This is a genomic window from Rhizobium sp. NFR12 (assembly GCF_900108545.1).
Taxonomy (GTDB): Bacteria; Pseudomonadota; Alphaproteobacteria; order Rhizobiales; family Rhizobiaceae; genus Neorhizobium; species Neorhizobium soli.
In genome coordinates this window covers 253,243-274,355 of record NZ_FNWM01000002.1, presented here as the reverse complement: position 1 = coordinate 274,355, position 21,113 = coordinate 253,243, and the positions used below count along the sequence as shown (strand labels likewise).

The 21,113-nt window shown below is 61.1% G+C and carries 24 protein-coding genes; 7 read left to right on the top strand and 17 right to left on the bottom strand.

Annotated elements, in window-relative coordinates:
* Nucleotide 1: 1 nt before the first annotated feature.
* The 6 genes from BLW69_RS08600 to BLW69_RS08575 form a co-directional block, all read right to left on the bottom strand.
* Nucleotides 2-460, bottom strand: coding sequence for an endonuclease domain-containing protein (locus BLW69_RS08600; protein WP_092661413.1), 459 nt, complete (start codon nt 458-460; stop codon nt 2-4).
* A 146-nt stretch (nt 461-606) separates the two neighbouring features.
* Entirely contained in the window at nt 607-903 is a 297-nt protein-coding gene (locus tag BLW69_RS08595; RefSeq protein WP_092661411.1) for a HigA family addiction module antitoxin, read from the bottom strand.
* 30 nt (nt 904-933) lie between these two features.
* Nucleotides 934-1,197 carry a type II toxin-antitoxin system RelE/ParE family toxin gene (locus BLW69_RS08590; protein ID WP_092661409.1) on the bottom strand — a complete coding sequence of 88 codons (264 nt, stop codon included), beginning with the start codon at nt 1,195-1,197 and terminating at the stop codon, nt 934-936.
* Between the two features lie 51 nt (nt 1,198-1,248).
* A complete protein-coding gene (locus BLW69_RS08585; RefSeq protein ID WP_092662421.1) occupies nt 1,249-3,162 on the bottom strand; it encodes a DUF2207 domain-containing protein in 1,914 nt (637 codons plus the stop codon).
* A 14-nt stretch (nt 3,163-3,176) separates the two neighbouring features.
* Entirely contained in the window at nt 3,177-3,728 is a 552-nt protein-coding gene (locus BLW69_RS08580; protein ID WP_062453675.1) for a LemA family protein, read from the bottom strand.
* Nucleotides 3,729-3,822: 94 nt separating this feature from the next.
* Nucleotides 3,823-4,758 (bottom strand): glycine--tRNA ligase subunit alpha, encoded by a 936-nt coding sequence (locus tag BLW69_RS08575; RefSeq protein ID WP_062454837.1) that lies wholly within the window; start codon nt 4,756-4,758, stop codon nt 3,823-3,825.
* A gap of 339 nt (nt 4,759-5,097) precedes the next feature.
* Here BLW69_RS08575 and BLW69_RS08570 point away from each other — a divergent pair, with 339 nt between their 5' ends.
* Nucleotides 5,098-6,918 (top strand): methyl-accepting chemotaxis protein, encoded by a 1,821-nt coding sequence (locus BLW69_RS08570; RefSeq protein ID WP_092661407.1) that lies wholly within the window; start codon nt 5,098-5,100, stop codon nt 6,916-6,918.
* A 253-nt stretch (nt 6,919-7,171) separates the two neighbouring features.
* Here BLW69_RS08570 and BLW69_RS08565 read toward each other — a convergent pair whose 3' ends face one another.
* The 4 genes from BLW69_RS08565 to BLW69_RS08550 form a co-directional block, all read right to left on the bottom strand.
* Complete coding sequence (locus tag BLW69_RS08565) at nt 7,172-7,366, bottom strand: hypothetical protein (RefSeq protein WP_062453677.1); 195 nt, start codon at nt 7,364-7,366, stop codon at nt 7,172-7,174.
* 30 nt (nt 7,367-7,396) lie between these two features.
* Entirely contained in the window at nt 7,397-8,263 is an 867-nt protein-coding gene (locus tag BLW69_RS08560) for a S49 family peptidase (protein ID WP_092661405.1), read from the bottom strand.
* Nucleotides 8,264-8,350: 87 nt separating this feature from the next.
* Complete coding sequence (locus tag BLW69_RS08555; RefSeq protein ID WP_244508784.1) at nt 8,351-9,154, bottom strand: tRNA1(Val) (adenine(37)-N6)-methyltransferase; 804 nt, start codon at nt 9,152-9,154, stop codon at nt 8,351-8,353.
* Nucleotides 9,151-9,372 (bottom strand): putative signal transducing protein, encoded by a 222-nt coding sequence (locus tag BLW69_RS08550; RefSeq protein ID WP_062453679.1) that lies wholly within the window; start codon nt 9,370-9,372, stop codon nt 9,151-9,153. Before BLW69_RS08550 ends, BLW69_RS08555 begins: the two co-directional genes overlap by 4 nt.
* 106 nt (nt 9,373-9,478) lie before the next feature.
* Between BLW69_RS08550 and BLW69_RS08545 the strand changes: the two genes are divergently transcribed.
* The 4 genes from BLW69_RS08545 (at nt 9,479) to moaB (ending at nt 13,995) form a co-directional block, all read left to right on the top strand.
* Nucleotides 9,479-10,495, top strand: a complete 1,017-nt coding sequence (locus BLW69_RS08545) for a polyprenyl synthetase family protein (protein WP_092661403.1) — start codon at nt 9,479-9,481, stop codon at nt 10,493-10,495.
* Nucleotides 10,496-10,687: 192 nt separating this feature from the next.
* Nucleotides 10,688-12,523, top strand: a complete 1,836-nt coding sequence (locus BLW69_RS08540; RefSeq protein WP_092661401.1) for a tetratricopeptide repeat protein — start codon at nt 10,688-10,690, stop codon at nt 12,521-12,523.
* Between the two features lie 18 nt (nt 12,524-12,541).
* Nucleotides 12,542-13,447 carry a 4-(cytidine 5'-diphospho)-2-C-methyl-D-erythritol kinase gene (locus BLW69_RS08535; protein WP_092661399.1) on the top strand — a complete coding sequence of 302 codons (906 nt, stop codon included), beginning with the start codon at nt 12,542-12,544 and terminating at the stop codon, nt 13,445-13,447.
* Nucleotides 13,444-13,995: a molybdenum cofactor biosynthesis protein B gene (moaB, locus tag BLW69_RS08530; protein WP_092661397.1), complete on the top strand. Its 552-nt coding sequence runs from the start codon at nt 13,444-13,446 to the stop codon at nt 13,993-13,995. The genes BLW69_RS08535 and moaB overlap by 4 nt, the downstream gene beginning before the upstream one ends.
* A gap of 9 nt (nt 13,996-14,004) precedes the next feature.
* On the opposite strand, the gene BLW69_RS08525 is transcribed toward moaB, so the two are convergent.
* Entirely contained in the window at nt 14,005-14,535 is a 531-nt protein-coding gene (locus BLW69_RS08525; RefSeq protein ID WP_092661396.1) for a glycosyl transferase, read from the bottom strand.
* 130 nt (nt 14,536-14,665) lie between these two features.
* Here BLW69_RS08525 and BLW69_RS08520 point away from each other — a divergent pair, with 130 nt between their 5' ends.
* On the top strand, nt 14,666-15,823 hold the full coding sequence (locus BLW69_RS08520) for a PA0069 family radical SAM protein (RefSeq protein ID WP_062579354.1): 1,158 nt from the start codon (nt 14,666-14,668) through the stop codon (nt 15,821-15,823).
* A 240-nt stretch (nt 15,824-16,063) separates the two neighbouring features.
* Nucleotides 16,064-16,774: a ribonuclease HII gene (locus BLW69_RS08515; RefSeq protein ID WP_092662417.1), complete on the top strand. Its 711-nt coding sequence runs from the start codon at nt 16,064-16,066 to the stop codon at nt 16,772-16,774.
* Nucleotides 16,775-16,826: 52 nt separating this feature from the next.
* On the opposite strand, the gene BLW69_RS08510 is transcribed toward BLW69_RS08515, so the two are convergent.
* The 6 genes from BLW69_RS08510 to BLW69_RS08485 all read right to left on the bottom strand — a co-directional run bounded on the left by BLW69_RS08510 (nt 16,827) and on the right by BLW69_RS08485 (nt 20,924).
* A complete protein-coding gene (locus tag BLW69_RS08510; protein WP_092661394.1) occupies nt 16,827-17,312 on the bottom strand; it encodes a F0F1 ATP synthase subunit B in 486 nt (161 codons plus the stop codon).
* A gap of 4 nt (nt 17,313-17,316) precedes the next feature.
* A complete protein-coding gene (locus tag BLW69_RS08505; protein WP_062579352.1) occupies nt 17,317-17,964 on the bottom strand; it encodes a F0F1 ATP synthase subunit B in 648 nt (215 codons plus the stop codon).
* Nucleotides 17,965-18,041: 77 nt separating this feature from the next.
* Nucleotides 18,042-18,269, bottom strand: coding sequence for a F0F1 ATP synthase subunit C (locus tag BLW69_RS08500; protein WP_037087706.1), 228 nt, complete (start codon nt 18,267-18,269; stop codon nt 18,042-18,044).
* A 67-nt stretch (nt 18,270-18,336) separates the two neighbouring features.
* Nucleotides 18,337-19,089: a F0F1 ATP synthase subunit A gene (locus BLW69_RS08495; protein WP_062453688.1), complete on the bottom strand. Its 753-nt coding sequence runs from the start codon at nt 19,087-19,089 to the stop codon at nt 18,337-18,339.
* 63 nt (nt 19,090-19,152) lie between these two features.
* Nucleotides 19,153-19,506, bottom strand: a complete 354-nt coding sequence (locus tag BLW69_RS08490; RefSeq protein ID WP_062579350.1) for an AtpZ/AtpI family protein — start codon at nt 19,504-19,506, stop codon at nt 19,153-19,155.
* A gap of 242 nt (nt 19,507-19,748) precedes the next feature.
* On the bottom strand, nt 19,749-20,924 hold the full coding sequence (locus tag BLW69_RS08485) for a cell wall hydrolase (protein WP_092661392.1): 1,176 nt from the start codon (nt 20,922-20,924) through the stop codon (nt 19,749-19,751).
* Between the last annotated feature and the right edge of the window lie 189 nt (nt 20,925-21,113).

Below are 21,113 nucleotides of genomic sequence, written 5' to 3'. Positions count from 1 at the left end.
ATCATTCTTCCTCACCCTCCCCTTGAGGGGGAGGGTCGGACCGCAGGTCCGGGGTGGGGTGACAATCGTGTGCTTCTGCTAGCAAAGTTAAGCGCTGCTGCACAATGGCAAATATGGTGTCGAGAACGGCTTCGAGTTCGTCAAGCACTTCAGCATTCCAGAATCGGACGACGTGGTAACCCGACGCCTTGAGGTAAGCGGTCCGTTCGGCGTCATATCGGCGCGCAGTCTCCTGCCCATGCTGGATACCATCCAGTTCGATGACCAGGCCGATCTGGTGGCAGGCGAAATCGGCAAAATACCGACCGATCGGGACTTGCCGGCGAAAGTGCGTGCCTTCGATCGGGATCTTCCAGAGATGGCGCCAAAGCCTGGATTCGGCATCCGTCGTGGTGTTTCGCAGGCGACGCGCGTTGGCGGTTTTGAAGCGTTGGAGTTTTGCGGGTTTTTCCTCTGCCATGCGCCACCTCACCAGAGTGTTCGAAGCATGCAATCACCCCCACCCGCCGCTTCGCGGCGACCTCCCCCCTCAAGGGGGAGGTGAAGGAAGTCATGAGCCGCCGCCGGCAAAAGTCATCACTCGGGTTGGGGAAAGTCTGTCGATGCTTAGGCCGCGGTCATGACGGGGATCGCGGCGATCTCATCCTTCTTCGCGGCAATCTCGATCTTCAGGTCATAGCTGATCTGGAGGTTCATCCAGAACTCGGGCGTCGTATCAAAGAAGCGCGCGAGCCTGAGGGCCGTATCTGGCGTCACTGCCGTCTGCTCTGCGGCCAGTCGCTCAATCCGTGTGCGGGGAACGTTGAGTTTCTTAGACAGCGCACTGGCGCTCATCCGCAAGGGAACGAGATATTCCTCGCGGAGGATTTCACCCGGATGCACCGGTGGAAGGACACTTGCCATGACTGTTCTCCCTCAATGATAATCGACGATCTAGACCTGTTCGGCGCCGCCATCCGACCACGTAAAGCACACGCGCCACTGATCGTTGATGCGGATCGAATGCTGGCCCGAGCGATCTCCCCTCAAGGCTTCCAGGTGATTACCCGGTGGCGAGCGAAGGTTGATGAGTTCCACGGCGTTCTCGATCATGGTCAGCTTTCGAACAGCGCGCCGCAAGATATCTGACGGAAATCCTTTCGGCAGTTTGCCGTTGGCGACCGCTTCGGTCATCGCATTGCCGAAGGATCGTATCACGTCGCAGACCTTTCTGTATCATGCCATGATACAATCATCAACGGGTCGCGCTTACCAGCCGCCTCCCCCGCCTCCACCGCCGCCGCCACCCGAGGAGCCGCCGGTGGAGAAGCCTGAGGATGAGGAGGATGTGGGTTGTGGCAGGGTCGAGGATATGGTCGAGGCCATGGAGGAGGAGAAGCCGCCGATGCGGTCTCCGAAACTGTTGAAGCCGCCGCCGTGATACCAGGCGGCGGTGTAGGCGGCACCGAGGCCGGCTGCCGCAAGCCAGGTGTCGAATGCCTTGCTCCACGGCTTCTCGACGCCGAGCGCTACCGCATAGGGTAGAAGCTTTTCGAAATGCTGCGGCGACATTTGCGGTGCGCCGGCCATGTTCATGCGGTCCTTCTCCGCAACGGTCAGATAGAGGCGCAGGCCTTCGATCCCGTCCATCAGCTTGGCGCCGATCGGCGTCGGCGCGCCCATCAGGAAGAAGAACATGACGTTGGCGAGCACAATGCCCCCGACTGAGACGAGCAGCGGCCAGTGATCGGTGCCCGTGAGTTCGGATACGAGCGCCACCAGAACGGAGGAGACGATCGAGAGCGCGACGAGGCCGATAAAGCCGAGCACGACTACGGTCATGATGCGGCCAAACAGCGACGAGCCGCGCCGCAGCTTCTTGCCGAAGCCGACCGCGATGAAGCCGAAGAAGACAGCCACGAAGACCGGCACGATCAGCACGGCGACCATATCCGGTTCCAGATTGCCGAACACGAGCAAGGCTATGAGAAAGATGACGCTGAGGCCGATGCCGCCGAGAACATAGCCCCAGTTGGCGTTGTAATATTTGCCGCGATGCTCGCGTTCGATCGCCTGCCGGAAATTCTTGCCGACGGTCTGGACGGCGGTGCCGTTGTCCTTGTCGATGACGAAGCTTTCACCCTTGCCGCCGACGGCTGCGAGAATGACGGACTGACCGGCGGGCAGATCGCGACCGCTCCCCTTGTCGGTGCGCCTGATGACGATCTGCTTTGAGAGATCATCGAGCACGACATAGCCCTTGACGGCAAGATCGATGGCGCTCGCCGCAAAGGCGGTCCAGCCGCCACCGGAAAAGCCCTTGTTGTCGATATAGTTGACCAGCGCCGGGGACAGGCCATCGGGCGCATCCCAGCGCGGAACGACGATGCCGCGGGCCGGATCGCGGCCGACGCGTTTCCAGACGGCGAAGTAATAGGCCAGCACGATGACGAGGCCGGCGCCGGCGATCAGCGTGCCCATATGGTCACGCAGCCACCAGCTGCGTTCCTGATCCTTGGAGGGTACGGCCACGACGCCTTTCGGAAAGCCGGCAACAATCGTCAGCCCTTCCTGGGGGCCGAGCGGTCGGGTTGTTGAAAACACAGCATTGTCACCATTTGCCTGCACGCGGGCATTGCGGGCGGTCGAGCCGAGCGGGCCGGTAAAGGCGGCCGTCTGCTGCACCTGCCCGCCATCCGGCAGCGTGACCCGCGCCGAGGCCTGCGCGATGCGGAAATGCCAGCCGTTGCCGGTGACGTTCCAGTAGAGTTCGTCGTGATCGGCAAAGTAGCGGATCTGCCGGTCTGTTTTGTAGGTGAGCACGAATGTATGCTCGCCGTCGCGCAGAAAAACGTCCTGGTCTCCGGAATAGATGCGGATGCCGCCGGCGATCGTCTCGGTCCTGTACGGCTCATCGCGGCCATCGCGGGTGACGGAGACGATATCGAAGCCGACCCGAACCGTGCGACCGTTGGCATCGACCATGGTCAGCGGAAAATCGCGGAAGATGCCGCGGCGGATGCGGTTGCCTTCCGACTTGGCGACGATCGTCTCGGTCACCGTGAGCTCGCCATCTGGCTCGACTGCGATTTCGGAATGGTAGCTGCGGATATACTCTTCGGCGACGGCCGGAAGCCATGCCGCGCAGACAAGCACAACAGCAAGAAGAAGGCGGCGAACCATCAGCCCGCTCATCTTTAGAATTTCACGGTGGGAACGGCGCGATCGGCTTCGTTGGTGATCTCGAAATACTCGCGCTTGGAAAAGCCGAACTGTCCCGCCACCAGGTTGTTGGGGAAAGTTTCCACCTTGACGTTCAGTTCGCGCGCAGCACCATTGTAATAGCGGCGCGACATCTGGATCTCGCTTTCGATGGTTTCGAGCGATGCCTGCAGTTCGGAGAAATTCTGGTTGGCCTTGAGGTCCGGATAGGCTTCCGCCAGCGCAAACAGTTTTCCGAGCGCCTGGGAAAGCATGCCTTCGGCCTGGGCACGGCCCGCGACATCGCCGGCCGGCACCGCCTGCGCCTGGTTGCGCAACCGCACGACCTCTTCGAACGTGCCCTTTTCATGGGCCGCGTAGCCCTTGACGGTCTCGATCAGGTTGGGGATCAGATCGGCGCGACGCTTCAGCTGCACGTCGATGCCGGACCAGGCTTCCTCGGCCATCTGTCGCGCCTTGACGAGGCCGTTATAGATGACGACGAGATAGACAGCCACGAGGGCAAGAATGCCGAGCGCGATATACATGACGAGAACTCCCCCGGATAACAATAGCCGGGCGGAGACTAAGTCGGGTTCAATGAATTGTCACTGGAAATCGGTGGGTTAGCCCGGAAACGCTCTAGGCAGCTTCCCGGCCGAGTTTGGCGCCGCCGGCATCCGTCAGAAGGAAGGCTTCGCCGCAGGCCTTGGCCAGTGTGCGCACCCGCAGGATATAGCTCTGGCGTTCGGTGACCGAAATCACGCCGCGGGCATCCAGCAGGTTGAACACGTGGGATGCCTTGATGCACTGGTCATAGGCCGGGAAGACGCATTTGTGCAGCATCTGGTTCGCCTGATCGCCCGGCGCGCCGAAAGCAAGCAGCGCCTGGCATTCCTTTTCGGCATCGATGAAGTGACGGTGCAGCATTTCGGTGTTGGCGAATTCGAAGTTGTGGCGGGAATATTCCTGCTCTGCCTGCAGGAAGACATCCCCATAGGAGATCTTCTCTTCGCCTTCGCGGCCGTTGAAATTGAGATCATAGACATTGTCGACGCCCTGGACATACATGGCCAGTCGTTCGAGACCATAGGTGAGCTCGCCCGCGACCGGCGAGCACTCGATGCCGCAGACCTGCTGGAAGTATGTGAACTGCGACACTTCCATGCCGTCGCACCAGCATTCCCAGCCGAGACCCCAGGCGCCGAGCGTCGGGCTTTCCCAGTCGTCCTCGACGAAGCGCACATCGTGCAGAAGCGGATCAAGACCGATCGCGGCCAGCGAGCCGAGATAGAGTTCCTGCAGGTTGGACGGGTTCGGCTTCAGGATGACCTGATACTGGTAATAGTGCTGCAAGCGGTTGGGATTTTCGCCGTAGCGGCCATCGGACGGGCGACGCGACGGCTGCACATAGGCGGCTTTCCAAGGCTTCGGACCAAGCGCGCGCAGCGTTGTGGCCGGATGGAACGTGCCGGCACCGACTTCCATGTCGTATGGCTGCAGGACCGCACATCCCTTGTCAGCCCAATAGGCATGCAAGGTCAGGATCAGCGCTTGGAACGAGCGCTTCGGGTTCATGTGATCTGGCAGGGTCGTGGCGGTCATGGGACTGGTCGCTATTTGCTTATTTCCGGTGGCGTCAGGTGCCACGGGCGGGACTGGGGGTCAAGAGTTTTGCGGCATTCGCCCGCCTGCGGCCGCCGTTGCGAACCGCGACATCGCCGGGCCAAACGTCACTTGATCAATCGCAATTCACGCGGGGGCAGGTCACCGATGGTTCAAAGCACCGTTCGGATAAATCTCTGATTTTATTGCCAAGTATAGAACCAGCCAGACCGGACCGGGCGTCGGAACGTTTCATTTTTCTTAAGTAAACTATGCTAAATTTCAACAAATCCGCACAATAGGACGATTGAAATGGTAACAATTCGTACCAAGATGATCTTTACGAGCCTTGCGATGTTCGTGCTTGCGGGCGGTGCTGCCGGAGCCGGGATTTGGGGTTCGACGACGCTGACGAACAATGTCGATACCGTCGCGCGCACCGCCGAGATTTTGCGCAATCACATGCAGGCCGACATGATGCACGACGCCCTGCGCGCCGATGTTCTTTCGGCGCTGATGGCACGCAATGCCCAAGGCGAGATCTCCACCGCTGACGTCACCTCGGATCTGAAAGAGCATGTCGAGTCGTTCCGCAAGGCAATCGACGACAACAAGGCTCTGGTGACCGATCCCGAGATACAGGCTGTTCTTAAAAACCTGGATACGCCTCTGCGCGGTTACATCGACAATGCCAGCGCCATTGTCGCGCAGGCAGCGAGCAACCCGGATCAAGCACTGTTGTCGCTGCCTGCATTCCAGCAGCAATTCTCGATCCTCGAAACCGCCATGGAAAAAGCAGGCGATAGCATCTCGTCGCTGTCCGACGGCGTCAAGCTCAACAGCGACCGGCTGGCGGTTCTGATCGACACGATCCTCAAGACTGTGCTGGCCGCAACGGCCGTATCTGCGCTTGTCCTGCTGTTCGTATCGCGAAAGACCATCATTCAGCCGATCCGCTTTCTTGCAGGCGACATGCAGAAGCTGGTCGGAGGCAACACGGCGCTGTCCATCACGGGGATCAATCGCACCGACGAAATCGGCGAGATGGCGACGGCTGTCGAGGTGTTCCGGCAGGCAGCGATTACCAACAAGCGACTGGAAGCGGAGGCGATTGCCGCGCGGGAGCGCAACGAAGCCGATCGCATCCGGGTGACCAGGGAAGCAGAAGCGGCAGCCCGCGTGATGCTGCACGAGGCAACCTCCAGCCTGGCGGGCGGGCTGCGAAAGCTCGCGGCAGGCGATCTCAGCTTTCATCTCTCGGACGCTTTCGCACCTGATTTCGAAGCGCTGCGGCACGACCTGAACACAGCCGTACACCAGCTTGACCAGACGCTGACCACCGTCGCACAGGCGGCAGGCTCGATCGACACCGGCACCCGCGAAATCAGCATCAGTTCAGACGACCTGTCGAAACGCACGGAACAGCAGGCCGCCTCGCTCGAAGAAACTGCTGCGGCGCTCGACCAGATTACCATCAATGTCGCCAACGCCTCCAAGCGCGCCGACGAAGCCCGCGCGATCGCGATCCAGGCCAATGCCAGCGCCACCCAGTCCGGCATCGTCGTTGCCAGTGCGGTCGATGCGATGCAGCGGATTGAGGAGTCCTCGGGACAGATCTCCAGCATCATCGGCGTCATCGACGAGATCGCCTTCCAGACCAACCTTTTGGCCCTCAATGCGGGCGTCGAGGCCGCCCGCGCCGGCGAGGCCGGCAAGGGCTTTGCGGTGGTCGCACAGGAAGTCCGCGAGCTGGCGCAGCGCTCTGCTCGGGCCGCCAAGGAGATCAAGGAACTGATCCGGAATTCGACGACAGAGGTCGAGAGCGGTGTGAAACTGGTGCGGGAAACCGGCGGCTCCCTGAAGGTGATCGGCGACTACATCATCACTATCAACCAGCATATGGACGCGATCGCAACGTCGTCGCGCGAGCAGTCGGTCGGTCTTGCCGAGGTCAATACAGCCGTCAACCAGATGGACCAGGTGACGCAGCGCAATGCAGCGATGGTGGAGGAAACCAGCGCCGCCAGCGCCTCATTGGCCACCGAAAGCCACCGCCTGCACGAGCTGATCTCACAGTTCACACTCGGCCGGCCCGCTGCCACAAAGCATGACAAGACACGCCGGGCTGCCTGATCATCGGAGTCAGGAACTACCAACGCAAAAGCAGCGCCCGGGAACGGACGCTGCTTTTTTTCTATGTGGAGCGCCAACCTCCCTCATTCCTGTGCTTGTCAGGGAAGAGAGGGAGGCGTGGGCGGAGGAATGAACGAGAGCGCGAGTAGAGGATGGAGCAACGTGGCAAGCGGGTGACGCGGCCACGAGGGCAATATCAAAGTGTATGTCTTTAAACCGTATCGACAGCGACTACTCGCCGGCGACAGCCTGATCAGACGTCGTCGTCGCGCTTGACCCGGTATTCGCCCGTCACCGGATCCTTTTCCAGCGTTCCCATGGCACCGGTGCGTTGCTGCTCTTCCTCGCGGCGCGTGCGCGCCGTGAGCCGTTCCGCGTCCTTGATGAAGCGCTTGTAGAGCATCCATCCGCCGCCGATCAGCAGGGCCAGAAGTATGAGCTGAGCCATTTCCCGTCGAAACCTTATAAGGCGGGCATATCAGAGCCCGAAGCGGCTCCACATTGCCCGTTCTTCCAGGCCTTCGGCAAGACCTGCCGTGGCGCGTGAGGCAATTTCCCCCAGATTGGCGGATCCTAGCGCAACGCCCGGCACCCGGCGACCGAACAGGGTGCGCGTGCCGCCGATCAGCTCAAGCTTGGCATCCTTGCCGAAACGGCGCTTGATCACATCGCGCATCTCGCCCAGCCCATCGATGAGGCCGAGTTCGAGGCCACGGGTGCCAGTCCAGAAGAGCCCGGAGAAAATCGTGCTATCTTCGCCAAGCCGCGACCCGCGGCGCGATTTCACCATGTCGATGAAGACCTGGTGGATCTCGAGCTGAAGCGTCTTCAGGTACTCGATGTCGCCTTCCTTTTCCGGCTGGAAAGGATCGAGAATCACCTTGTTCTCCCCGGCCGTATAGACGCGGCGTTCGACGCCGATCTTCTTCAGCATTTCCGGGAAGCCGAAACCACCAGACACGACGCCGATCGAGCCGACGATCGAGGTCGGATCGGCAAAGATTTCGTCGCCGGCAAGGGCAATCATGTAGCCGCCGGACGCTGCCACATCTTCCACGAAGATCAGAACCTTCTTGTCCTTTTCTTCGGCAAGCGAACGGATGCGCTGGAAGATCAGGCGCGACTGGACGGGCGAGCCGCCCGGCGAATTCACCGAGATGGCAACGACAGGCGCATCCTTCTTCGCGAACGCCTTTTCCAGCATTGGCGCCACGGTTGCGATGTTGAGCGTCTGCTTGAACTGGCTTCCGCCGGCCATGATCGTGCCATGCAGTCGGACCACCGGGATCGACACTCCGGTCTTGCGGAAACGTTTCGGCAGCAGGCGATTCAAGAAGCTCATCATCCATCCCGTTCAAGCACATATCGGAAGTCTGGATGTAAGTTCTCGCGGTGCGAACACAATGGCTGAGCCCCTAAAATCGGGGTTTTATCAGCGCCGCCGGTGATAGGCCGTGCGGCCGTTGTTCAAATCATCCGCCTGCGACATGAAGGAATTGCCATCCGATCCATGCACGATCAGCGGCGCGCGAAACACCAGCCGTGCCCTCGATCCCTTGACCCCGGTCACCAGAATGCGTGTCGCATCCTCGCCGGGGCGCGGATGGACGGGGGTGAATTCGAGACCGCCGAAGCGCTTGCCGCAGGCCGCGATGATATCGACGATGGAATCCGGACGGGCGATGAGCGACAATTGCCCGCCAGGCTTCATGATGGCGGCGGCCGTGCGCAGCCAGCTTTCAAATAGGCCGGCCGTCATCGCATGCGCTTGCGCCTTCAAGGCATCGGGCGTTACGCGGTCATCGGCGTGGTTGAAGGGCGGGTTCATGATCACATGGTCGTGCACGCCGTCGTGCAGACCGGCGTCGACCCGGGCCTTGCCGGTGAGCGTCACATCGGCGCCGAGAACCGTGATGCGGTCAGAAAGGAAAGCGTTCTCAGGCAAAGCCAGGGTTCGCCTTGCATACTCCGCCATCAGCGGCAGTTTCTCGACCAGAAGGATTTTTGCGTTTTCGAGCCGGCTGGCGACAGCAAGTCCCGCGGCACCGGCGCCCGATCCGAGATCGGCGACAGAGACCGCACGAGTGTCCGCCACGAGCGAGGCCAGCAGCATGGCATCCACGCCGGAGCGATGGCCGCCGCCCTTCGGCTGGACCAGATGGAAACGGCCGCGGTGAAACGCATCGATGGTGAAGTCCGACGAGAAATCCTGCGTGATGCCGGCGTCCGAAGTCACGGGCGAAGCTCCGCCTCCAGGCCGGCATCGATCAGGATGCGGCGGGCTTCATCTCCCCTCTCCTCCTCGACAAGGAAGCGTTTCGACAGCATGCCGAGCGAGCCCTCGAGCACGCTCATGGACTGGTCGGCAACCATGAAATGAATGCCGGCATCCTTCATCAGGCTGCTCGCAACAGACAGAAGCACCGGGTCGTTGGCGCGAATGAGTTCTCGCATGCGGCAAAAATCCCCCTCAAAAACAGCAGTTCAGCGAATTGTCACTTGCCGCATCCTGCCACGCTTTCTATTGTCTAGACCGGAATTGAACCTGGGAGTCCGATCGTTGGGCGTCGTAATACCGCTTGAAGAAGGCAAAAACAAATCTGCTTCCGTGAAGCCCCTGGTGGACCTCACGAAAGGAGACATGGAGCGGGTCAACCAGCTGATCCTGTCGAAGGCAGGCTCCGACGTGCAGATGATCCCGGAAGTTGCCAACCACCTGATTTCATCGGGCGGAAAGCGGCTGCGGCCGATGCTGACGCTCGCCTCCGCGGTGCTGTTCGGCTACAAGGGCGAAGGCCACGTCAAGCTCGCGACCAGCGTTGAATTCATGCACACGGCAACGCTGCTGCATGACGACGTGGTGGACGAAAGCGACCTGCGCCGCGGCAAATCCACCGCACGGATGATCTGGGGCAACCAGGCCAGCGTTCTCGTCGGCGACTTTCTGCTTGGCCAGTCCTTCAAGATGATGGTCGAAGTTGGTTCGCTTGAAGCGCTGGACGTTCTGGCAACCGCGGCTTCCGTGATTGCGGAAGGCGAAGTGCTTCAGCTTTCCGTCGCCAAGAACATGGAAACCACCGAGGACGACTATCTCTCCGTCATTCGCGCCAAGACGGCGGCGCTGTTTGCGGCGGCCGCGGAAGTCGGCCCGATCATCGCCAATGCCGACAAGGCCGGGCGTTCCGCGATGCGCTCCTACGGCATGAACCTCGGCTACGCCTTCCAGCTGGTCGATGACGCGCTCGATTACGGCGGCACCGCTGCGGATCTCGGCAAAAACGTCGGCGACGATTTCCGCGAGGGCAAGATCACGCTTCCGGTCATCCTTGCCTACCGGCGCGGCACCGAGACGGAGCGGGCATTCTGGAAGACGGCGATCGAACAGGGCGAAAGCAGCGAGGAAAATCTTGAAAAGGCACTGGGCCTGATCAAGAAATACGACGCGCTGAACGACACGATCGGCCGGGCGCTGCATTACGGCACGATTGCCCGCGACGCACTGGCACCGTTGCCGGCATCGCCGCTCAAATCCGCGATGCTTGAGGTCATCGACTTCTCCATCCAGCGCGTGAACTGACGCCTCCTTCGTCGTGTTGACGAAGGTGTGACCGTTTCGACCGGGCGTCCGCTCTGTGCGGTGCCGGAGATTTCCTTGCGGACATGCTTCAAAAAAGCCATTCTGTCATGACTCAATTGGCGCGGGATGGTGGCGATTTGCCACCGTCAAAGCGTCGCCTGCTCAAGGCCCACCACGAAAGGCATTCTCTTCATGCGGCAGAAATACAGCCTCCGTCTGCTTTCCAGCGCAGCGCTTGCAGCCGTTCTCATGCTCGGCGGTGCAGCGCAGGCGGCGACGCCAGAGGCGAAGCCGGCCGCCACGGAAGACGTGAAATTCGATTCCAGCAAAGCGCAGTCGTTTTCGGGCGCGTTTCTCGCTGCCCGCACAGCCGATGTGGATCATGATTATGCCAACGCGATTGCGCTCTATCGCAAGGCGCTGTCCTTTGATGCGACCAACCTGGAGATCCGCGAACGGCTGATGATTTCGCTGTTCCTGAGCGGCGATTTCGAGGGTGGTTTGACCGAAGCCGAGACGCTGAAGGACGATGCCGGCGTGGAGCGCATCACCCGCATCGTGCGGGGACTGGATGCGATCCGTGACAAGCGGTTCGATGCCGCCAAAAAGACGCTTGCCTATACCGGCCCGAACGATCTTGACCGGCTGACCCACCAGATGATGATGGCCTGGGCGGATGTCGGTGCCGGCCGCGGCCGTCAGGCGATGTCGGCGATTACGGGCCTCAAGGGCCCCGCCTGGTTCAAGGTGTTTACCGATTATCATCTGGGTGCGATGGCGCTGGTTTCCGGCGACACGGCCAATGCCCGCAAATATCTGACCACCGCCATCACCAACCAGGAAGCGGTTGCGACGGCGCCGGATACGTTCATGCGCGCCATCATGGCGCTTGCCCGTCTTGAAGCGTCAACCGGCAACAAGCAGAAGGCGCTGGACGCGATTTCCGTCGGCGACCAGATGATCAGCAATTATGCGCCGCTGAAGGCGCTTCGCCAGAGCATTGAAAAGGGCGAGAAGCCCGAGCAGCAGATCACCACCGCTGCCGAAGGTGCGGCCGGCGTGCTGTTTTCGATCGGCGGCGCGCTGAACCGGCAGGGCGCCGAGGATATGGTCGGTCTCTACCTGCAGATCTCCCATGCGATGGACCCGAAGAGCGCCGATACGCTGATCCTTCTCGGCGGCATTGCCGAGAAGATGGAGCAGCCGCAGCGCGCAATCGAGCTCTACGCCAAAGTGCCGGCTGATAGCCCGATGCGCCGGATCTCCGAATTGCAGCTGGGCATCACCCTGTCCGATACCGGCAAGGTCGACGAGGCAAAGAGCCATCTGAAGGCGCTGATCGATTCGGATCCTGCCGATATCCGCAGCTATATCGCCTATGGCAGCGTGCTTTCCGAAGCCAAGGACTACAAGGCGATGGCGGCCAATTACGACAAGGCCGTCGAAATGATCGGCTCCGTGCCGAAGCCGGGCGACTGGAGCGTGTTCTTCCAGCGCGGCATTTCCTATGAGCGCCTGAAGCAGTTCGACAAGGCGGAGCCGAACTTCCGCCGGGCGCTGGAGCTCAACCCCGAGCAGCCGCAGGTGCTGAACTATCTCGGCTATTCGCTTGTCGACCTCAATCTCAACCTTGCCGAAGGCCTCGACATGATCCGCAAGGCGGTCGATGCGCGGCCTGACGATGGCTATATCGTCGATTCGCTGGGCTGGGCCTATTTCCGCCTCGGCAAGTTCGATGAAGCCGTGACAGAGCTGGAACGCGCGGTTCAGCTGCGAGCCGGCGATGCGACGATCAACGACCATCTGGGCGATGCCTACTGGCGTGTCGGCCGCAAGCTGGAAGCGGTCTACCAGTGGAACCGCACGCTGATTTCCGAAGGCGAGGACGTCAACAAGGAAATGGTCAAGGACAAGATCGCGAACGGCCTGCCGCCGCTCGATCCGAACGCGACGACGGCCGATCGCGGCCAGGCAGCACCAGTGCCGCCTGCCCCGCCGGCGCCTGCCAATCCCGACAAGAAAACCTGATAACGCGGGCTTTCCAGCATGACCATAACTGATACGCAAGACGCCACGGACGTGGTGCTGACGGAGCTTGCGCCTGCCAAGATCAATCTCGGCCTGCATGTGGTGGGGCTTCGCTATGACGGGTTTCACTTGCTGGAAAGCATCGTCACCTTTGCCGATCTGGGAGACCAGCTGACGTTCAAGCTTTCGGAAACGGATGAGTTTTCCGTTTCCGGCCGCTTTGCATCGGAGCTCGGCACAGACCAGACGGGCAATCTCGTGGTCAGGGCGCGCGATCTGTTTCGCCAGCAGCTGATCTCCAACGGCTTCCCGGCACCGCCCGTTTCAATCCACCTTGAGAAGCAACTGCCGATTTCGGCCGGGGTCGGCGGCGGATCTGCGGATGCGGCGGCCACGCTTCGCGGCCTGTTCCGGCTGTGGAATGCGGAGATACCGGAAGCCGCCCTTCTGGCGCTCGGACTTTCGCTGGGTGCGGACGTGCCCATGTGTTTGACGGGGGCTGCCATTCTGGCTGAAGGGATCGGCGAAAGGCTCGAACCCCTGCCGACCATGCCGTCGCTATTTCTCGTGCTCGCCAACCCGTTGATCAGCGTCTCGACGCCTCAGATCTACGCTCAACTGGCGGACAAGGAAAACGAGGCCCTGCCGGCACCACCGACAGAGGCCAAGGACTGGCTGACTTACCTGAAGACGCTGCGCAACGATCTGGAACCGCCAGCCCGCGCGCTGATCCCTGAAATCGCCGAGATTTCGGCAATGATTGCGGCCGAGGGTGCTGATCTGGTGCGGATGTCCGGATCCGGTGCCACCTGTTTCGGTGTGTTCCCCTCAAGGGCCGCTGCCGAGGCTGCCGTGCAGGCGCTGGCGTCCCAAAAGCCGGACTGGTATTTCGCAGCGGTCGAAACCGTAGGAGCAAAACCATGAGCAAGATCGACGAAACGCGCGACTTCATTCCGGTTTCGATCGCGGTGTTGACAGTATCGGATACCCGCACGACGGCGGACGACAAATCCGGCGACACGCTGGTTGCCCGTATCGCTGAAGCCGGCCACAGGCTTGGCGCCCGCGCCATCGTGCCTGACGACAAGGAGCGGATCGCTGGCCAGGTGCGGGAATGGACGCTCGATCCTGAGATCGACGTGGTCATCACCACCGGAGGCACCGGCTTTACCGGCCGCGACGTGACGCCGGAAGCGCTGGAGCCTTTGTTCGACAAGCGGATGGACGGGTTTTCCGAAGTGTTTCACCGGATCTCCTACGACAAGATCGGCACCTCGACGATCCAGTCGCGGGCAACCGGAGGCGTTGCCAATGCAACCTTCATCTTCGTGCTGCCCGGCTCCCCGGGTGCCTGCAAGGATGCCTGGGACGGCATTTTGAAAGCGCAGCTGGACTACCGCCACATGCCCTGCAACTTCATCGAGATCATGCCGCGGCTGGACGAGCATCTGCGGCGCGGTTCGGGCAAGTAACGGTCTGATTTATCGCGCGGACGCGGCAACCCATGCCGGAATCATCTCGCTCACCAGTCTCGACGGCTTTGCGGCTGACGTCACAGCCTTGGCGACATCCACGAGACCCATGCCGGACTTTGCGAGCGCGACGGCTTCGCGCTTCGGCAGGATCAGCCCCTGCTCGAGCGGCGGGACTGAACGGACGATCCTTGTAAGGAACGGCTTGCGGTAGGTTCGCGAAGGCGAGAACCGCACGGGCTGACGGTTGAGCGCCAGATATTCCATCACCTCGTCGATCCAGCCGGCCTGGAGACGCGCTCCGGGCTCTAGCAGAAGCAGCCATTCGGCGCGCGCCTTGTGCAGGATATCGACGATATCCCAGGCGCTGTGGAAACGGCAGCCGGCGGCATCCGCGACACGGGAGGACCCGTCGCGCGAGTTGTGATCGAGCACCACGACATCGCTGACCAGCCCCTCCACCGCGGCGGAAACAAGGACGGACAACGTCTGCGCGAGCTCGGCTTCCTGATCCCGGCATTCCAACAAAACAGTCAGCATTTTCAATGTCTAGCGCATTGCACAACGGATTGCCACAAATCCTTTGCGAGTTTGTTCTTGCATTGTTCTCAATGTCGCGATAGGAATCTTGTCATTCGAGACCGGGAATTTTTCCCGTCAGGAGTGCCCCATGAACGAGCTGTCCCATTTGCGGCAGGACGCATTCGCGCCTGCTCATACGGCTGATATTGCCGATGCATTGGTGAAGACCTCCGGCCTCCGGATCGAGGGGGATCGCCGGCGCGGTCGTGGCGCCGGACTGAACCCTTCAGGACGTTTCGAGACGGAGCGTCGCGAGGCTTTCGACGACGGCTGGCAGACGATCGAGGAACTGGAACCGTTCCGGACCGAGGTGCAGGTGGAAAAGCCACGTACCGCGATTACCCGCAACGATTCTCCCGACATTCCCTTCGACCGCTCGATCAACCCTTATCGCGGCTGCGAGCATGGCTGCATCTACTGCTTCGCGCGGCCGAGCCACAGTTTCATGGGGCTTTCGCCCGGGCTGGATTTCGAATCGAAGCTGTTTGCCAAACCCGACGTGCCGAAGCTTCTGGAGCGCGAACTGAGCAGGGCCGATTACAAGGTCCGGGCGATTGCGATCGGCACCAACACCGATCCCTACCAGCCGATTGAACGGGAATGGCGCGTCATGCGCCAGATCCTTGAAGTCCTGCAGAAGGCCAACCATCCCGTAACAATCGTCACCAAATCGTCGCTGGTCACCCGCGACATCGACATTCTTTCCGACATGGCGTCGAAGGGCCTCGCCAAGGTCGCGATATCGCTAACCACCCTCGACCGCAAGCTTGCCCGCAGCATGGAGCCGCGCGCGTCGACGCCCGCCAAACGGCTCGAGGCGATCAAAGCGCTCTCGGACGCTGGCATACCGACAGCTGTGTTCACCTCGCCGATCATTCCGGCGCTGAACGACCACGAGATCGAGCGGCTCCTGGAAGCGGGGCACGCTGCCGGCGCAACGGAGGCGAGTTACGTGCTCTTACGTCTGCCGCTGGAAGTGGCGCCGCTGTTCCGCGACTGGCTGCTGCAGCATTACCCGAACCGCTACCGGCATGTGATGTCGCTCGTTCGCTCGATGCGGGACGGCAAGGATTATGACGCGGAGTTCGGCAAGCGGATGAAGGGCACCGGTCCTTACGCCTGGCAGATCGGGCGACGCTTCGAGATGGCAACGAAGCGGCTCGGCATGACGCGTCGGGGCGTGCCGCTCAGGGACGATTTGTTTGTTCGTCCGAATGGCGCGGGCATTCAGCTTTCGCTGCTTTGAGTTTGGCCTGCAGGGGCATCCGTCGTCCCTGCGAAACGGCCTGATGACGTCGCGAGAGTTACAGCGACTTTCATTCAGGTCGATTAATTTCGAATTTCGGCACGGTTCCCGCATATCACCTGCCGAAAGACCCCCGGTTCCCACCATCATCCCGAAAGGGCGCCCCCGATGGTGGGCAACGACGCCGCACTCGTTGTCCGGGGGTTGCCGGAGGTCGGGCGGGCGTGCGAAACTGCCGCCATGTTGCTTCGCACGCCGCCCGATTCTCCGACATTGTTTGAAGAGACGCCATTCGTTCCAGATTTCAGCCTGGAGCTGATGGCGCGGGATGCCGGACATTGGCCGGTGGCTGGCACCGACGAAGCAGGCCGCGGTCCCTTGGCGGGTCCGGTTGTGGCAGCCGCCGTGATTCTCGATCCCGACAACATTCCACCCGGTCTCGACGATTCCAAGAAGCTCAGCCTGAAGCAGCGGGAAGCGCTGTTTGCGATGATCATGGCGACGGCGCATGTGTCGATTGCATCGTCTGGTCCGCGCCTCATCGACGAGCGCAACATCTTGCGCGCCAGTCTCGACGCCATGCGACGTGCGGTGATCGGGTTGAATATCAAGCCGGCCTATCTCCTCACAGACGGCCGCGACATGCCGCCTGGCCTTTCCTGCCCCGGCAAGGCGGTGATCAAGGGCGATAGCCGCTCGGTCTCCATTGCCGCAGCCTCGATCGTCGCTAAGGTCACCCGCGACCGGATGATGGGCCGCGCCTGCACCGTGTTTCCGGCGTACGGCTTTGCCAAGCATGTCGGATACGCCACCAAGCAGCATCGCGACGGTATCACCACACACGGCCCCTGCTCGCTCCACCGGATGAGCTTTCGTCCGATGCGGAAGGATGCTGCGCCTGAGGACGAGGTCGCGGATCTCCAGGCTTCGGACATCCTCACAACCCCATAACGAAAAAGGCCGAGCTTTCGCCCGGCCTTTGTCCAAGTCCTGTATCTGATGCTTAGTTCAGGCGCGTTTGAACTGTGCCGACGGCGTCCTTGAACAGGGCTTCCTGCGTTGCGGCATCAGCCTTGCGGGCAATGACGCTTTCGGCGGCAGCGATGGCGAGGTCGACGGCTGCGGCGCGAACGGCGCTCACGGCATCGGCTTCAGCCTGCTTGATCTTCTGCTCGGAAACGGCGTTGCGGCGAGCGACGAATTCTTCCGTCTTCTGGCGGGCTTCTTCCGTCAGGGCAGCGGCTTCGCGTTCGGCTGATGCCACGATACTGGCTGCGTCGGCTTCGGCCTGCTTGCGCTTCTTCTGGTATTCAGCCAGCAGCGCTTGAGCTTCTTCGCGAAGCTTCTTGGCTTCGTCGAGTTCGCTGCGGATGTTGGCGGCGCGTTCGTCGAGCGACTTCGCCATCATGCCCGGCACCTTGATGTAGATCAGGATGCCGAGGAAAATGACGAGACCAACGAGTGCGAAAAATGTTGCGTCGAATGCCATGCGATCAGGCCCCCGTCTTGGCGGCCGCGACGGCAGCCTTGATGTCATCGCCGCTTGCCTTGCCGCCGATCATAAGATCGACGATGGCGGATGCGGTGTCTTCGGCGATCTGGCCGACTTCAGCAAAAGCCTTGTCCTTGATCTCGCCGATGCGGGTTTCTGCTGCACTGAGCTTTGCGGCCAGTTCGGCTTCGATGGCGCTACGGTCGGCAGCGGCCTTGGTCTTGGCGGCTTCGCGGGCCGCTTCGGCAATGCCGTGCGACTTGGCGCGGGCGGCGGCCAGTTCCTTTTCATAGGTCTCGACGGCAGCATCGGCTTCCGCCTTGGCGCGGCCGGCTTCCTCGAGATCCTTGGCGATACGATCGTGACGATCCTCGATGATTCCGCCAACGCGCGGAACGATCACCTTCTTCATGAGAAGGTAGAAGAGACCGAACGTGATGACGAGCCAGAGAAGCTGCGACGCGAAATGGGATGAGTCGAGCGGCGGAAACGCGCCACTGTGCTCAGTGTCGTGGGCGACACCGGTTTCGGTATGCACTTCGCCAGCCGGAGCAGCATGCGGTTCGGCCGCCGGTGCGGCGCCCGGTGCTGCAGGCGTTTCAGGAGCGGCCGGCGCGGTCTGCGCATATGCCGAAGTCACGAACATCATCACCTCCGGGTGAATTCCAAATGCGAAGGATCACGGTGCGCTTTGAAACGACCGTGATCCGAAGTCCAGGTCTGGTATTAGACCACGAACAGGAGGAGGAGAGCTACGAGCAGCGAAAAGATGCCCAGAGCTTCCGTAACGGCGAAACCGAATACCAGACGGCCGAACTGGCTGTCAGCGGCAGACGGGTTGCGCAGGGCGCCCGACAGGTAGCTGCCGAAGATGTTGCCGAGGCCGAGGGCCGTGCCGGCCATGCCAAAGCAAGCCAGACCTGCGCCGATGAACTTTGCTGCTTCCGCTTCCATGATGAACTCCTTGAATGGGTTTGCGGCTGATGACTGACGCCTCAGGACGCCAATTTGGTAGTTATTCTTAGTGCCCGCCGGGATGGACCGCGTCGTTCAGGTACATGCATGTGAGTACCGCGAAGACATAGGCCTGGAGGAAGGCAACGAGGAATTCGAGACCGGTCAGGGCGACCGTCATGGCGAGCGGCAGGATGGCGCCGCCGATGCCGAGTGCGCCAAGTGCTCCAAGCGAGCTGACAAAGCCCGCGAACACTTTCAGCGTGATGTGGCCGGCCAGCATGTTCGCGAAAAGACGAACGGAGAGCGAAATCGGCCGGGACAGGAAGGAGATGACTTCGATGACGACGACCAGCGGCAGAAGCGCGCCGGGAACACCGCTTGGCACGAACAGCTGCAGGAAGCCGAGGCCGTGCTTGTAGAAGCCGTAGACGATGACCGTGCCGACCACCAGAAGCGCAAGCGCAAAGGTGACGATGATCTGGCTGGTGACGGTAAAGAAGTACGGGAACATCCCGAGCAGGTTTGCCGTCAAGACGAACATGAACAGCGAGAAGACCAGCGGGAAGAACTTCATGCCATGGCTGCCGGCGCCTTCGCGCAGCATGTTGGCAATGAACTGGTAGGACATTTCGGCGACCGACTGCGCACGGCCCGGGATCAGGCTGCGGGCGGACGATGCGAAATATAGGAAGCCGGCTGCGCAGGCGACCGTAGCAGTCATGAACAGCGATGCATTGGTAAAGGATAGGTCGATACCGCCGATCTCGATCGGGACGATCTTGCTGATCTGGAACTGATGGATCGGATCGTTTGCCACCGCTTACCCTCTTTCATATGCCGCCATGCCGGCGGCTCAATTCGTGTTGCGAAACCGAGCCTGTTAGTGCCCTGCCCCGTCCCCGCTGCCTTTTTTCCGCAAGGGCGGCGGCTCGGCCACCTTGCCCACGGATCGAAGCACGTTCAGAACACCGGCGCAGAAACCAAGAAGGAGAAGAATGATCATCCCCCACGGCGACGTGCCGGCATAGTAATCCAGTCCATAGCCCAGAATGGCGCCAACTGCGACAGCCGAGATGAATTCGGAGGAAATCTTGAAGCCGAGGGCCATGCCCTTTCGACTTTCTTCAGATTGCGCTTCCCGCTTCGCCTCTACCGCGTCACCAGCCTTCCGATCCGCCAATTGTGCGGACAGACGCTTTCGGCGTTCTTCCAGACCATCCTCGCGGTTGTCCATCCTCACGTCCTCCCATCCGCCCTTGTTCGGAGCGGACCAACCGCAACAGCAGCCAGCGGGGTTTCGCGCCTTCCGGCCCGCTTCTAAGTCGCGCGCAACATAGTTTTGAGAGGACTTATAGTCAAGGCGGTGCCGGGCCTTGATTCAGGGGAAATTAACGCTTCGATTTCAAGCGGTTATCGCTGAATTCCCGGCAACATGGCAAAACCTTCGCGGGAATATTCACAGATCGGCCGGGTTTATCAGCTCCAACCACCACCATAGGTACGGTAAAACACGTGCAGACCGATGCGTCCGACCTTTTTCATGGTCTTTGCCCAGTTCGGACGGACATAGACCGCGTGGTAGTGAGTGGCCGAGCCGACTTCCGGCAACCAGATCTTGCCGGCGGTCACCGCCATCGCAACTTCCTGGGCTGTTTCGAAATGATCCGGCGCGCGGATTCGGTCTGGAATGTTGTCGCAGGCGAAGGAGAACTGGCAGCGGTTGCGCCAGTCTTCGTTCTGATAGACGACGTCGCAGATGCTTTTCGGATAGTGCGGATTGCGGACGCGGTTGAGAATGACCTGTGCGACCGCGGCTTGGCCACGCACTTCTTCCCCGCGCGCTTCAAAATAGATGCCGGCGGCCAGGCATTGCTGCTGCTTGGGCGAAAACGATTCTTCCGGCAGCGCTGTTGCTGCCCAGGCGTGGTCTTCCGGGCCGATCGGCGGAATGAAGCGGCCGGTTTCGGGCTTTGCGCCGAGGATCGCATCGAAGGGTGACTTGCGCGAGAAGTCGGGCTTGGCCGGTGCATAGGCGGTTGCCAGCACATCGGCCTTTTCGTTGGTGATGAGATCGGCGAGCATCGAAGGAAGACCGGGCTCCTTTACCTCGTCCTTGCGGAAATAGAATTCGGCGAGCTCGACCGGCTGGTCGTCGGCTTCGGCTTTGACGAAGGCGGTCATTTCATCGCTGGCATCCACAGGCGTGGTCAGCGAGCTGGAACGCTCGAGGATCGACCCGGCCGAAAAGGCCTTCGGCGGCTGCATCTGTTCGACGGCTACGATCCGGCTCTTCTTTTCAGCGCGGTTGACGCGGTCTTCGTCCGGCGTGTCCTCACCTGACTTCTCGCTGCCGGTGAATGCAACGCGGCGACCGTCGGGCAGCGTCATGCCGGCATCGCCGCCGAGCACGGAACCGCCACCCGGAAAGGCAAGCGATGCGTTATGAATAGAACCGGCCGGCGAGTTGGTCATGACCATGCGCCACTGGTCGCGGCCGCGATCGATGCCGGAGAGGAGATCGGTGAGATCGCCTTGTGCGGGAACGGCTGGAAACACCAGCCAGGCAGCAAGTCCGAGGACGCCAGGCGCCAGCCAGATATCGCGGCGCGACAGGGCGCGGTGCAAAAGAGACTTCGTCCGAGCCGCCGGCATGGCCACTTTAGAGGACTTTCGACGCTGTACGGTCTTCGAACGCAAAACCGGCTACTCCACAAGGCAGGTCAACCAGGGACCTCAATGACTGATCGATGGGTCAAACATCAATCATTAACCTTGATGAGCAGTTAACGCTTATAGACAGAATCCCTTGTAACGCTGGGATTTGGGCATTTTCACTTAAAC

Coding starts and splice junctions, on each gene's coding strand:
- BLW69_RS08515 (WP_092662417.1), top strand. CDS start 16,064: ATGTTGCTTCGCACGCCGCCCGATTCTCCGACATTGTTTGAAGAGACG.
- BLW69_RS08520 (WP_062579354.1), top strand. CDS start 14,666: ATGAACGAGCTGTCCCATTTGCGGCAGGACGCATTCGCGCCTGCTCAT.
- BLW69_RS08510 (WP_092661394.1), bottom strand. CDS start 17,312: ATGGCATTCGACGCAACATTTTTCGCACTCGTTGGTCTCGTCATTTTC.
- BLW69_RS08550 (WP_062453679.1), bottom strand. CDS start 9,372: ATGCGAGAACTCATTCGCGCCAACGACCCGGTGCTTCTGTCTGTTGCG.
- BLW69_RS08570 (WP_092661407.1), top strand. CDS start 5,098: ATGGTAACAATTCGTACCAAGATGATCTTTACGAGCCTTGCGATGTTC.
- BLW69_RS08600 (WP_092661413.1), bottom strand. CDS start 460: ATGGCAGAGGAAAAACCCGCAAAACTCCAACGCTTCAAAACCGCCAAC.
- BLW69_RS08595 (WP_092661411.1), bottom strand. CDS start 903: ATGGCAAGTGTCCTTCCACCGGTGCATCCGGGTGAAATCCTCCGCGAG.
- BLW69_RS08575 (WP_062454837.1), bottom strand. CDS start 4,758: ATGAACCCGAAGCGCTCGTTCCAAGCGCTGATCCTGACCTTGCATGCC.
- BLW69_RS08505 (WP_062579352.1), bottom strand. CDS start 17,964: ATGATGTTCGTGACTTCGGCATATGCGCAGACCGCGCCGGCCGCTCCT.
- BLW69_RS08565 (WP_062453677.1), bottom strand. CDS start 7,366: ATGGCTCAGCTCATACTTCTGGCCCTGCTGATCGGCGGCGGATGGATG.
- BLW69_RS08540 (WP_092661401.1), top strand. CDS start 10,688: ATGCGGCAGAAATACAGCCTCCGTCTGCTTTCCAGCGCAGCGCTTGCA.
- BLW69_RS08535 (WP_092661399.1), top strand. CDS start 12,542: ATGACCATAACTGATACGCAAGACGCCACGGACGTGGTGCTGACGGAG.
- BLW69_RS08500 (WP_037087706.1), bottom strand. CDS start 18,269: ATGGAAGCGGAAGCAGCAAAGTTCATCGGCGCAGGTCTGGCTTGCTTT.
- moaB (WP_092661397.1), top strand. CDS start 13,444: ATGAGCAAGATCGACGAAACGCGCGACTTCATTCCGGTTTCGATCGCG.
- BLW69_RS08560 (WP_092661405.1), bottom strand. CDS start 8,263: ATGATGAGCTTCTTGAATCGCCTGCTGCCGAAACGTTTCCGCAAGACC.
- BLW69_RS08580 (WP_062453675.1), bottom strand. CDS start 3,728: ATGTATATCGCGCTCGGCATTCTTGCCCTCGTGGCTGTCTATCTCGTC.
- BLW69_RS08485 (WP_092661392.1), bottom strand. CDS start 20,924: ATGCCGGCGGCTCGGACGAAGTCTCTTTTGCACCGCGCCCTGTCGCGC.
- BLW69_RS08525 (WP_092661396.1), bottom strand. CDS start 14,535: ATGCTGACTGTTTTGTTGGAATGCCGGGATCAGGAAGCCGAGCTCGCG.
- BLW69_RS08490 (WP_062579350.1), bottom strand. CDS start 19,506: ATGGACAACCGCGAGGATGGTCTGGAAGAACGCCGAAAGCGTCTGTCC.
- BLW69_RS08585 (WP_092662421.1), bottom strand. CDS start 3,162: ATGGTTCGCCGCCTTCTTCTTGCTGTTGTGCTTGTCTGCGCGGCATGG.